The sequence below is a fragment of the Photobacterium sp. TY1-4 genome (genome assembly GCF_025398175.1).
Lineage (GTDB): Bacteria > Pseudomonadota > Gammaproteobacteria > Enterobacterales > Vibrionaceae > Photobacterium.
Window position 1 is genome coordinate 1571507 of the sequence record NZ_CP099735.1, and the last position, 12293, is coordinate 1583799.

Consider the following 12293-nt stretch of genomic DNA (forward strand, 5'->3'; position numbering starts at 1 on the left):
ATGGTGGTCAGTCTCGATAGTGTGATTCTCCAAGACGCAGACTTTTTCTTTCAATGCTTACTCGTATCGAACAGTTTTAACCCTTCTTGATCATCTTTACGGCCATGATCAGCTTGTCGAATATTGAGCTGGTTTCCGGCCGGTATTTAGGTAAATCATTCTTTTTCTTATTGACTAGACAAAAGTGATACGCCCAGCACATATTGCGCATTTTTTGAGTGCTTATGTTGCATATTGGTTGTTGCTATGCAAATTTTGTATATACATATGTAAACCATCAATAAGAAAGGAACTCGATATGCCACTTCAGGGAAAGGGTATTAAAGCTAGTGTGTTTATTCCCTCATTCGTCATCGTGTTAGTTGCCGTGACGGTGGGGATTGTTGATAACGAATTGCTTGTTGCATCCGCCAAAGCGGTTTTTTACTTCTCATTGTCAGATTTTGCATGGCTGTACCAACTATTGTCAGTGACTGCGCTGATTGTGATTGCTTACATCTTTTTCTCGGATGCAGGCAACATTCGACTGGGCGGAAAGGATGCCAAACCAAGATTCTCACTGCTTTCAACGTTTGCGATGGCTTTAACCGGTGGTATTGCGACGGGGGTCGTGACTTATTCGGTGAATGAACCGGTAATTTACTTTGGCAATATTTATGGAGAAATCGCCAAGCAGGATTTTGCGCCGTTCTCTGATGAAGCGGCGATCTTTTCTCTGGCGAGAAGCTTTCACAACTGGAGTTTTATTCCCTATGCCATCTACTCCATCGTAGGTTTGATGATTGGCTATATGCACTTTAATCGGAAGAAAGCTTTCTCTATTTCATCGACACTGTCGCCAATTCTGGGAAAACATGGTCAACACAGCAGTGTTCAAACCATCATTGAGGTGATCTCTGTTCTGGCGATTGCTTTGGGACTTGCTTCCTCTTTGGGGGCTGGCCTGGCTTTGATTAGTTCAGGATTAACAGCGCAGTACGGCATTGAATCCAGCCCATTGGTATGGCTTGTTCTGACTTGTATTATTGCGGCAATCTTTATTACTTCAGCGCTGTCGGGACTTCAGAAAGGTATTAAATACCTGTCGAGCGTGAATGCTTATATCTTTTACTTTTTGGTTGCGGTGCTGATTGTCATCGGGCCAATCAGCTATATCTCCAATCTGTCCGTGACGAGCTTAGGGTATTGGCTGGATAACTTTTTCTTGTGGGCCTTTGATACCAAAGAGTCTGGTGGGGAAGCGCTTGTGACCTGGTGGACCATGTATGACTGGTCAATCTGGATTGCCTATGCTCCTCTCATGGGTCTGTTTCTGGCTCAAATTTCCTACGGACGAACGCTTCGCGAGTTTTTGCTGATCAACTGGGTGCTCCCCTCCGTCTTCGGCATTCTGTGGTTTGCGCTATGGGGTGGGATGGCTATCAAGTGGCAAATTGATGGTGCATTGGATCTGGTCCAAGTCGTCAAAGATTCGGGCGCGGTGTCAGGCTTGTGGGGCTTCCTTCAAAATATGCCGCTTTCCGGATTTTTTGTCCCTGTGGTCATTCTGACCCTGATCATTTCCTTCTCAACGGCTGCTGACTCGATGTCATCAACGATTGCAGCGATCTGTACGAAAAACATGTCCGCGACGGAAGATTCACCGAAAAAACTCAAGTTGATCTGGGGCCTGCTGATCAGTGCGATCGCCTATATCATGGTGGCGTTCGGCGGCGGGGCACAAGGGGTCGATGGCATTAAATATCTCGCGGCGGCTGGCGGGTTCTCCGTCCTGTTTCTTTTCATGTTGATTGTCATCGCTTCGGTCAGAGTCTTTTTACTGAAATCAAACACCAAAGAAAGCGCAGTCGCTGAAGCTGAAGCGAGAGAGGTTGTTCATGAAAACTGATGCCATGACGATGACCGTTGATGATGCGCCACTTCGCTGGCAGGACATTGTTGATGTCGCTCGAAATTACAACCAGCTGGTGTTGTCAGCAGAACGCTGGCAAGGTATTGACGAGGCTCGGGAAGCCGTTGAAACCATGGCGGACTCCGGCAAAGCTTACTATGGCATTAATACCGGGCTGGGGGCGCTGTGCCATGTTGTACTGAATCCGACGCAACTTGAGCTGCTTTCCTGGCATACCTTGATGAGCCATGCCTGCGGGATCGGGCAGCCGTTAAGTGATGAACAGGTCAGAGCCATTATGTGTTGCGCGGTGGTTAATTACAGCCAGGGGTGCTCCGGGATCAGCCCATGGATTGTGAAAGCGTTGGTGCATTTCTTAAACCATGAAGTGACGCCGATTGTGCCTGGCCAGGGCTCTGTGGGATACCTCAGTCATATGGCACATATTGGGCTGGCGCTGATTGGAGAAGGTGAGGTTTCGTATCAGGGGAAAGTACAGCCATGTGCGGAAGTCTTTCAACAGATACAGTATCGCCCCGGCCGATTAGGGGCCAAAGATGGCTTGTCGCTGGTCAATGGCACACCGGCAATGACCGGGTTAGCGTGTCTGGCTCTTGCTGATAGTGGTTTGTTGGCCCAGTGGGCCGATGTGGTTGGTGCTATGAGCTTTGAAGCTTTATTCGGACAACTTGATGCCTTCGACCCGGCGATTTTAGCGCGGAAGAATGATCCGGAGGTGATTGAAGTCGGCAAGAGGTTGAGATCTATGCTGGCAGGCAGTGCGTTGCTTGCATCAAAGCAAGGCCATCATTTACAAGATGCGCTGAGCCTGAGGTCGATCCCCCAGGTGCACGGCACATGTTGGCGACAATGGCACCATGCGGTAGAGCAAATCGAAAATGAGCTCAATGCTGCGACGGATAACCCACTGGTGATCAAGGAAGCGGGTACTTACCGCGTTGTTTCGCAGGCGAATCCCCATGGGGAGTCTGTCGCTCAGGCTTGTGATTTTCTGGCAATCGCTGTCAGTGAGTGGAGCGCAATTTCAGAAAGGCGGAGTTATCGGTTGGTGACCCCGCAAGCAAATGAACTTCCAGCCTTTCTGAGTCCGGAGAGCGGAGTTAAGTCGGGGATGATGATTGCGCAATATTCTGCTGCTTCGTTGGCGGCGGACAATAAGCGTCTGGCTCAACCCTGTGTCATCGACAATTATCTCACCTCAGGACTACAAGAAGATCACCTCAGTTTCGGTGATAGCGCAGCACTCAAGCTGACCGCAGCGCTGGATAATGCCTTCTATATCCTGGCGATAGAATATTTGTTGGCGGCGCAAGCGTTTGATCTCATTGAGTGTGAAGGATTTGGTTTCGGTACAGCGCGTGCCTGGCAGCAATTGCGGGAGCAGGTTGCTTTCTATGATGAAACACATTCGCTCCACGTAGACATCAAACGCACGTATCAGATCATGCGTGAACCGGGCTCAATCAAGAGAATTCTGGGAGGGGCAAGCTGAGCGTGCATTGTCATCGATTCGTGAGTGACCCGAGTGAATGAGTTCAAAGTCGCCGGAGATCGGGGCTTTGATCTCGCACTAGGAATTGCGGTCAACTATGAGTAAGGTGTTGACTGCATTTCTCCTTTCATCAAGCAGTGAGCCAACATGAAACAATCGATCATCCACATTGCACTGGTCGTCCGGGATTATGACGAAGCCTTAGACTTCTATCTCAATAAACTGAAATTTGAGCTGGTGGAAGATACCTATCAGCCCGAGCAGGATAAACGCTGGGTTGTGGTGTCCCCACCGGGCTCGAACGGCGTGACCTTGCTGCTGGCCAAAGCCTCAAAGCCGGAACAGCTGGAGTTTATCGGTAATCAGTCTGGCGGTCGGGTGTTTTTGTTTTTAAGTACCGATGATTTCTGGCGTGATTACCACCGGATGGTGGCCGACGGTATCAAATTTGTACGGCCGCCGAAAGAGCAAGATTACGGCACCGTCGCGGTGTTTGAAGATCTCTACGGTAATTTATGGGATTTACTGCAACTAAACGCGGATCATCCAATTTCGAGACGCTTGGCTGATCAGGCGGGGTAAGGGGAGTCGTCGGTATTTACGAGGCAGGCATTGCTCGCGTTGCACAACACGAAAGTAATTATATATTTGATAATAAGTGGATTTTTATTAGGCTGTTAGGTGTTTTAATTAATGAGTAACTTGTTCATGAAAGATAAAATTGAAGAAGTGTTTGCCGAAAATTTAGGCGAGGGCTTTCGAATAGTCCAAAGTAATGGCGAATATTTACCGGTGATTGAATAGGTCGATTGGGTTCAACTTTGTGAAGGTGAAAACGATATTCGTGTTGAAGTAACATTTGCAGACGGTAGTAGCCAAGCCTTTGATAAAGGTGTGGCACTCCAGCAAATCTGGCATGAAGACGTAGATTAATTTTCCTTGGCTAGAGTGATTGTGGTATTCAACACCTAACACATATTAATTACTGCGCTCTCACCGCTGCCTGCCGACATGATGTAGCACGGCCACTGGAATTGAGCCCGTTAACTCAGATAGGCGCGATTTAAAGACGTGGTATTTTGATACCGTGATCTTTGGCGTATGGCCGAGCTTAGTCAGCTCTCGGGTCTAGTAATGAGAAGTGCCACAGGCTTCCATACCGATGATAGCAGGCGGGGTATTGGCAAACGTCTAGAGAACGTTTTATCATGATATTGTTTTTTATATCAACCACCTGCCTTGTCAATCTTCACCGTGGATACTGAAGCGCTATTTGGATAAATCAATCCATCAACAGATTGCGATAGGGTAGCCTCCGGCGATTTCGTAATTGGACATACCAAGTGTGGCAAAGCCTGATGAGAGGGAGTCCATGTCATTGGTGACGCAGTTCTTGGGCGATAAAAAACCAGCTTTTCAGCTGGTTTAAGAATTTACTTTATTGAGCTGCTTTGACTCGAATTTTGCTTTTGGCAACGCTTGTCATATTGAGTGCTGCAATCGCAGATTTTGCTTCTGAAACATCCGGCATTTCGACGAAAGCAAAGCCTTTCGATAAACCTGTTTCTTGATCTAAAACGAGAGTGCATTCGGTGACAGAGCCGTGTTCAGAAAACAGTTTACGAATGTCATGCTCAGTTGTGGTGCGAGAAAGGTTGCGAACTAAGAGTTTCATAGTTGTCCGTTGATATAGAAATAGCGGTGAGGATTGTCTCAATAAAGACAGTGGCTACCAAGCGATAGTTTGGTTTTACCTTAAAATTGTTGCACTCGAGCAACCAACTGCATCACAAATGACTTTGGTGTCATTCACTAAATTCATGTTGTTTTTTCTTCCCAGCTGACGCCATCGCGCAGTATCGCATTGAGGATGGCAATCATCTTCCTGGTGCAGGCGGTGAGGCTTTTTATTTCGGTTTTCCTTCAGTCAGAAGCCGTTACATCCGTCTCATAAGGGCCACGCCGACCACCGCAGCTGCTTGTTTGCTGGTGAAATCGCCGTGTTCAGGAAGAATTATGCCTGTGCCCAGCCATGGAAAGCGCCGCAGACTTCCATCCCAACGATAGATGGTGGGGAATTTGGCAAACGTCGAGAGAACGTTTGATCGTGATATTGTTTTGTTGATCATCATCTTGCCACGGTGATCCTCACCGTAGATACTGAGACACTGTTTGGCTGAACAAATGCCACAAACCGATGGTGATAGGGTGGCCTCCGATAATTTCGTGCTCAGACTTACCCAGTGCCGCAAAGCCTGATGAGGGGAGTCCATGTCATTCGTTAGATTTCCGGAGTACCGGCAAGGAGCTGAAAATTGAGCAATATGTTAGATCAAGGGAAAGAGATTCTGTCACAACAGTCTTTCAGTTTGCTTTTGGGAACTAAGTTGGAAGTTTTTGAGGCCGGAACCGCTGAATTGAGTCTTGAGATTAGAGATGATCTCAAGCAAAACAATGGTTTTGCGCATGGTGGAGTCGTTAGCTATTTGGCTGATAACTGTATTACCTTTGCTGGAGCCTCAATACTAGGAAGCTGTGTCACTTCAGAATATAAAGTGAACTATGTTCGGCCAGCAATCGGAGATAAATTAATCGCTAGGTCAACCGTTTTATACTCAGGAAAACGTCAAGCTACATGTGAGTGCAAGGTATATGCACAAACAGATGACGAAGAAAAACTGGTTGCGGTTTCTCTTGGAACAATCAGCAAGATTGATGCATGTTAATCTAACCCGATAATCGCAGGCGGGGTTTTCCTGCCTTTGACCTGCTGAACAGCAAGTCCGCAATTTTGTTCTATTCTTGCGTTGTCTGCCTTCCTATACTGGCTTTAACGATTAACGCGAGAGAAAAACATCATCATGGAAGAGCAGTTTCAGTATCTCCCCAGCCGGCATACCCATGGTTTGAGTGCCTTCTCTGCCCGAATGAAGGTGTTCAGCTACGACAAGCATGCGCATGAAGAATACAGCATCGGTGTGACTCGCAAAGGCCGTCAGGACTTTTTCAGTGGCGGTGCGTTTCATAAGAGCAATGCGGGCAATATTATTTTCTTTAACCCGGAACAGGTACACGATGGCTGTGCCGGGGCGCGCTCGGCGTTGGAATACTAGATGCTTTATATTCCTGAAACCACGCTGCTGGAGATGATGCAATCGCTCGGGAAGATCTCAACAGATCAGGCGCGTCTTAAACAGTCGCTCTTTCACGATGAGCCGTTGCGTGCTCAGGTGCTTCACCTCAGCCAGGTGATGCGTCAACTCGCGTTGTCGGCATTGGAAGAAGAAGCAGCCTTGCTGTCGATTGCGCAGTCGGTAATTCGCCTGGGCGGCGGCACCCTCAATTCCGGTCAATATCACGGCCGTAAAGATGCGCTGCTGCTGCGCGCCAAAGAGTACATTATCAGCAATCTGCACCAAAAACTGAGTGTGGATGAGATATGCCAGGCGGCCAATCTATCCAAGTACCATTTTATTCGCTTGTTTAACGAACAATTCGGAATGACGCCGCATCAATACGTGCTGAATTGCCGGATCAACCGTGCCAAGCAGGCACTCGAAATGGGACATAAATCCTCTGATGTGGCGATTAATTTCGGGTTTTCAGATGTCAGCCATCTGAATCGCAAATTTAAACGCGTGTTCGGCGTCACGCCGCACCAGTATCCGCGACAATTGATCGCCTGACTTTCAATATCTAACGACTTTCAGAGCCATCCATGACAGACATTATTTTGTATGCCTTCGGCGTGATGTACACGCCCGGGCCGGTGAATGCGATTGGCCTCAATCATGGCATTCAGAAACAAACCCGTATTTTCGGATTCTTTGCCGGTGTCGCTGTGGCCATGTTCATTCTGTTTTTCTCCGTGGCATTGATCGGAGAGCAGATGATGAATGATTCCCTGATGAAAAGCGCTTCGGTGCTCGGTAGCCTTTATATTTTCTGGTTGGCGTACAAAATTTACAGCGCACAAGTGGATGAGCAATCCCGTGGTGAGGCTCGTACATTGACGTTTCAAGACGGATTATTCATGCAATTGCTCAATCCTAAAGGGATCACCGTTGCTTTGCCGGTGGCCACGGTTCAGTTTCCGTCTGAAGGCATCGCCGGGGTGAGCCTGTTCGCCTGGTGTCTGGGCCTGGCAGTATTCGCCTTCGGTGCGCCCTGGTCTTACTTTGTGTGTGGTCGCCTGCTGGGCAGCAAGATTCAGCAGGCCCGTTATGTGAATGCCATCAATAAACTGTTGGCGCTGCTCCTCTTTGTTGTAGCAGCCAATATGGGCATAGCGCCATTGATGGCATGGTTTTCCTAAACAATCGAATAGAAAGGGAATGTGATGCCGTTTGATAATAAGTTTGCCATCGTTGTGGCCGATGATCTGCCAACCTGGCAGAAACTGAATGTGGTTAGTTTTCTTTCCGGCGGCGTCACCCGTAGCCCGCGGGTGAATACCGGGGAGCGTTATCGCGACGCCTCGGGCAGTGAATATTTATCGCTATGCGTGCAACCGATTATTGTCCTCAAAGCCAACCGGGATAAGCTGTCGACGTTTGTTCAGCGCGCGAATCGTGCGCAGGCGGAGATGGCGATCTTCATTGAGGACATGTTTGCTTCGGGCCATGATGAAGCCAATCGGCTCACGGTCAGTCAGTACGCGACCGAGCATCTGCCGCTGGTTGGGCTGGCGATGTTCGGGGATAAAAAGCGGGTCGATAAGGTGTTTAAAGGCGCAAAATTGCACGATTAATGTGCGATAGCGGGGCTGGTTTCACTGCATTGAATTGGTTCTTAGCCTGGGTCGTGAGTCGTGCTACAGGCTGATATCCCAGTGATATCGGGCGGGTTATGGGCAGATATCGAGAGAATTTTCGATCGCGTTATTGTTTTGTAGATCAATATCTTGCCTGGTTATCCATTCGGTTGGATACTGGAACAGAGCCTGGCTGAATCAATGCCATAAACAGATTGCTATAGGGCGGCTTCCTGCTATTTCTGTATCAGACGGACCCAGTGTGGTGAAGACCGATGAAGGGAGTCCATGTTATTCGTTATGCAATTGGAATTTGAAAAGGAATTGTGATGTTCAAAAAAATTTTAATAGTTTTCACTCTTGCTATGGTAGGAGGCTGCGCAACTCCTGAACCTGAATATGTATCCCCAAGTGATGGCCCTGTTTCTGAAATAATTGTTGATACGGATGTTCCAATTGCTGTTAATAAACCGGTCTACTTTCATTACAATAACTTGTGTGAATTTTCTGATGTTAAACTGGCAGGGTATGTTTCCAAATCTAATGGGCCATTATATTATGCCGATGACGTGGTGAAGGTGACAGTAAAGGCTGATGAAGTAGTCTATCTCTCGTTACCTTTAGACCATTTTCATGATGCAGAATTTAAAGGAACTACCACAACTGTAACGATGCTGTATACACAGCCAATATTATCTTTTATTCCAAAGGCGGATACATCATACCGAGTAAAGTTCAACCCATATAATGTTAGTCTTTATATTATTCAAAAAAATGGACAGGAAATAAATCGTTCCGATTTAATGTCTCTTGTAGGTGAATGTGAAATTTCCAGTGATGATAAGGGAGAAAGTGGGAAAGCTTTTTACCTAAAGTCAGCAACTAGATAGATCAGTTGTATAACACAGATGAACCTTCTCGGTGTAAAATGGTAATTTGAATCCGTTGGCTGCATAGCAGCCAATTTATCCGAATAAAATCGTTTTGTTATATTCACCATTGCAAGCGAAAAACACATATTACGGGCCTCTGACGACAGGCTCTCCGCTGTCTGTTTTCCGGTCGTGCTGCGGGACATAGTTCCGTTAACTCAGACAAAAAGCGCAGGCTTCTTCTCCGGAGGTTGTCGCCAGAATACGGGCAAAAGCAGTGAGAATTTTCGATCGCGTTATTGTTTTGTGGATCAATATCTTGCCTTGGTAATCCATTCGGTTGGATACTGAAACGGTATCTGGCTAAATCAATGCCACAGACAGATGGTGGCCTTCGGTTTGTATGGAATCAGATATACCAAGTGTGGCAAATCGGGTGAGAGGGATTCCATGTTCTTCGTTATGTTCACAAATCATTAGATTCTGAAAGGATATATAAATGAAAAGAAATTCTACTCTTAAAATTAAATATGCAATAATTGCAGCGCTAGTGATTTCATCATTACCACTTATGGCTGATGAACATAATGAGTCAAATCATATTAAAGCATGTGAGTTTTTTTTGGAAAGTGGAAAAATAGGTGAATTTTTGAAATCGCAGTTAATCGAAACGGGTTGTAATGGACAATCTGACGAATCTACTATTAGATTTTGTGCTGACTTAAAATATGTGAGTGGCACTGAAATTAATGAAATACTGCTTCCTTATTATGTTAAGAGGGTAAGTAAAGAGCACTGTACTCAGGCTGGTGAATATTATTCAAGTGTTAAAGGGAAGGAATTTCTAAAGTTTGCTTTTGATTATGCAGCTAATCCAGATAGTGCTTATGTAAGTGATGATGTGATTCTAGCCCAGGAACAGTTTCAGAAAACGGAGGCATCTGACTCGATCAATAGACTTGCATCAAGCACCGCGTTGATTAGGTTAGTTGTAAAAAAGTTGCATGAGCATATTAGTGAGCATAGCAACATGCACTGAGGTTGACGCTTAAAACCGCCGTAATTTTTCAAAAAAGTTTCGTATGAGAGCAGATATAGATGATCTACTCTCCTAATTTTGTAAGCGCGGAAAAGAGAGGGGCGTCGTTGAGGGTGTTCATAGCTCAGTGTAAGTCACAGATCCACATATTGATCGACTCTGTCCGGGAAGTGGATGCTCAGCAGGGATAGCGTCAAATTCCTGTTCTGTCCCGCATCTTCTGCCCTTCAGGGTTCAGTTCCGTTTCTGGCTAGTTTTGATGCCGAAAAGCTTTAGACTTAGCGATAGAAACTCAGAAAGAGAAACGTCATGGAACTGACTCCAAGCCAATGCCAGCAAGCCAGGCTCGCCAGAGATACCCGCTACGATGGCCTGTTTTTTACTGCCGTGAAGACCACCGGAATTTATTGCCGCTCCATTTGTCCGGCCCCCGCGCCGAAAGAAGTGAATGTTGAGTATTTCCCGACGGCTGTGGCGGCGGCCAAGGCCGGCTATCGCCCGTGTCTGCGCTGTCGTCCCGACAGTGCGCCTGGCTCTCCCGCCTGGCTGGGGAAAAACGCCACCCTGAACCGGGCGCTGCGTTTGATTCATGAAGGGGCGCTGGCAGAGCAATCGCTCACGCAACTGGCGGAGCGGCTGGGGATCACCGAACGTTACCTGCGTCGTCTGTTCAGTGAAGAAATTGGTTTGTCGCCGAAAGCCTACAGCCTGTACCGTCAGTGCCTGCTGGCCAAGCAGCTGCTGCATGAATCGAGCATGCCGGTCACTGAAATTGCTCTGGCATGTGGTTTTCACAGTATTCGCCGTTTCAATGACTGCTTCAAACAGCAATTTTCACTTACGCCGTCCCAGGTCCGTAAGCAGGAAGGTCGTCACCGAGATAGTGGACAGGCCATCGAGATGCTACTGTCGTACCGGCCGCCTTATGACTGGGAAGGGCTGCACCAGTTCTATGCATCGCGCCTGATCCCGGGCCTGGAGTGGCTGGACGCGCAAAGCTATGGCCGGACGTTTAATGACGGGACCTGTAAGGGACGGTTTACCGCCACGCATCTGGCGGAGAAGTCCGCGTTTCGGGTCTCAATCCATCTGTCCGATCTGACGTATCTGCCGCGGGTGATTCAGAATATTCGCCGCTGTCTGGATTTGGATGCTGATACGCGGCTGATAGAGTCGCAGTTGTGTCAGGCGATGGGCACGGCATCGCTGAGCAAAACCGGACTGCGATTGCCGGGGATCTGGAGCCCGTTCGAGGCCGGAATCCGGGCGATTCTGGGTCAGCAGGTTTCGGTCAAAGCGGCGAGAAATCTGGTCAGCCAGTTGGTTGCGCTGAACCCGGAAAACGACGAAACACGACGTTACTTTCCGTCTCCGCAGCAGCTTTGCCAATTGGATCTGACTCAGCTCGGCATGCCGCAGCGCCGTCGGGAAACACTCCGGTATTTTGCAGATCACGCCAATGCTCATCCGCTGGATGAAAGTGAGTCATTACTGGCATTACCGGGGATTGGCCCATGGACGGTGAACTACCTGAGGATGCGCGGGTTGAGTGACCCTGATATTTACCTGAGCAGCGATCTGGGGATCAAAAAAGCCATCGCCAAACTGCCGCAGTCGATTGACGACGCGTTGGCGGCCCCGTGGCGCAGTTATTTAACCTTATACTTATGGAGCACCTTGTCATGAACAATCAACACCTGGACACTCCCATCGGCAGGCTGAACATTGTCGCAAACGATGAAGCCGTGACGGCGATTGAGTTTGACGCTGATCCGTCTGTGCAGCAGGTTCCGAATGCCATCACCCGGCTGTGCTGCGAACAATTGAGCGACTATTTTGCCGGCAACAGAACAGACTTTGATGTCCCGCTGGACGCCCACGGGACAAGATTCCAGCATCAAGTCTGGCAGGCGTTGATTGCGATCCCTTACGGTGAGACGTGCTCTTATAGCGCGATTGCACATCAGATCAACAATCCCAAAGCCGTGCGCGCGGTCGGCGCGGCAAATGGCCGCAATCCAATCCCGGTGATAGTGCCGTGCCACCGAGTGATTGGCAGTTCAGGTCAGCTCACTGGCTATGCCGGAGGGCTGGACATCAAAATCTGGCTTATTGAGCATGAAAGAAGAATATCGAGCTGAATCAGTGAGATGTATATATATGCAAATTGTTGTTACTTTTGGGTTGCATTCAGTTACTATGCAAGCGCGATAAATCCAACAAAT

At 48.0% G+C, this 12293-nt stretch carries 14 protein-coding genes and 1 pseudogene; 12 read left to right on the forward strand and 3 right to left on the reverse strand.

All coding sequences use genetic code 11. The features are described 5' to 3' along the window. Positions 1–298 precede the first annotated feature (298 nt). From NH461_RS23780 to NH461_RS23790, 3 genes are all read left to right on the forward strand, one after another. Complete coding sequence (locus NH461_RS23780; RefSeq protein ID WP_261603433.1) at positions 299–1888, forward strand: BCCT family transporter; 1590 nt, start codon at positions 299–301, stop codon at positions 1886–1888. Then, positions 1878–3404 (forward strand): histidine ammonia-lyase, encoded by a 1527-nt coding sequence (hutH, locus tag NH461_RS23785; RefSeq protein ID WP_261603434.1) that lies wholly within the window; start codon positions 1878–1880, stop codon positions 3402–3404. Before NH461_RS23780 ends, hutH begins: the two co-directional genes overlap by 11 nt. A gap of 147 nt (positions 3405–3551) precedes the next feature. After that, a complete protein-coding gene (locus NH461_RS23790; RefSeq protein ID WP_261603435.1) occupies positions 3552–3986 on the forward strand; it encodes a VOC family protein in 435 nt (144 codons plus the stop codon). A gap of 856 nt (positions 3987–4842) precedes the next feature. On the opposite strand, the gene NH461_RS23795 is transcribed toward NH461_RS23790, so the two are convergent. From NH461_RS23795 to NH461_RS23805, 3 genes and pseudogenes are all read right to left on the reverse strand, one after another. Next, positions 4843–5079 (reverse strand): RNA recognition motif domain-containing protein, encoded by a 237-nt coding sequence (locus NH461_RS23795; RefSeq protein ID WP_261603436.1) that lies wholly within the window; start codon positions 5077–5079, stop codon positions 4843–4845. Between the two features lie 143 nt (positions 5080–5222). After that, positions 5223–5341: pseudogene (locus NH461_RS23800) on the reverse strand (IS110 family transposase); the annotation flags it as partial. Beyond that, positions 5342–5536 (reverse strand): hypothetical protein, encoded by a 195-nt coding sequence (locus tag NH461_RS23805; RefSeq protein WP_261603437.1) that lies wholly within the window; start codon positions 5534–5536, stop codon positions 5342–5344. It lies immediately after the preceding pseudogene. Between the two features lie 192 nt (positions 5537–5728). Here NH461_RS23805 and NH461_RS23810 point away from each other — a divergent pair, with 192 nt between their 5' ends. From NH461_RS23810 to NH461_RS23850, 9 genes are all read left to right on the forward strand, one after another. Beyond that, a complete protein-coding gene (locus NH461_RS23810) occupies positions 5729–6130 on the forward strand; it encodes a PaaI family thioesterase (protein WP_261604622.1) in 402 nt (133 codons plus the stop codon). A 135-nt stretch (positions 6131–6265) separates the two neighbouring features. Beyond that, positions 6266–6517, forward strand: a complete 252-nt coding sequence (locus tag NH461_RS23815) for an AraC family ligand binding domain-containing protein (RefSeq protein WP_261603438.1) — start codon at positions 6266–6268, stop codon at positions 6515–6517. Beyond that, the gene (locus tag NH461_RS23820; RefSeq protein ID WP_261603439.1) at positions 6518–7090 is read left to right on the forward strand and encodes a helix-turn-helix domain-containing protein; all 573 of its coding nucleotides are present in this window, start codon (positions 6518–6520) and stop codon (positions 7088–7090) included. A 32-nt stretch (positions 7091–7122) separates the two neighbouring features. Beyond that, a complete protein-coding gene (locus NH461_RS23825) occupies positions 7123–7719 on the forward strand; it encodes a LysE family translocator (protein WP_261603440.1) in 597 nt (198 codons plus the stop codon). A 24-nt stretch (positions 7720–7743) separates the two neighbouring features. Beyond that, the gene (locus NH461_RS23830; protein ID WP_261603441.1) at positions 7744–8154 is read left to right on the forward strand and encodes a DUF2000 domain-containing protein; all 411 of its coding nucleotides are present in this window, start codon (positions 7744–7746) and stop codon (positions 8152–8154) included. A 332-nt stretch (positions 8155–8486) separates the two neighbouring features. Next, the gene (locus tag NH461_RS23835) at positions 8487–9047 is read left to right on the forward strand and encodes a hypothetical protein (RefSeq protein ID WP_261603442.1); all 561 of its coding nucleotides are present in this window, start codon (positions 8487–8489) and stop codon (positions 9045–9047) included. Positions 9048–9528: 481 nt separating this feature from the next. Beyond that, positions 9529–10068, forward strand: a complete 540-nt coding sequence (locus NH461_RS23840) for a hypothetical protein (protein ID WP_261603443.1) — start codon at positions 9529–9531, stop codon at positions 10066–10068. 309 nt (positions 10069–10377) lie between these two features. Beyond that, the gene (locus NH461_RS23845) at positions 10378–11754 is read left to right on the forward strand and encodes an AlkA N-terminal domain-containing protein (RefSeq protein ID WP_261603444.1); all 1377 of its coding nucleotides are present in this window, start codon (positions 10378–10380) and stop codon (positions 11752–11754) included. Beyond that, positions 11751–12209, forward strand: coding sequence for a methylated-DNA--[protein]-cysteine S-methyltransferase (locus tag NH461_RS23850; protein WP_261603445.1), 459 nt, complete (start codon positions 11751–11753; stop codon positions 12207–12209). The genes NH461_RS23845 and NH461_RS23850 overlap by 4 nt, the downstream gene beginning before the upstream one ends. The last annotated feature ends 84 nt before the right edge of the window (positions 12210–12293 follow it).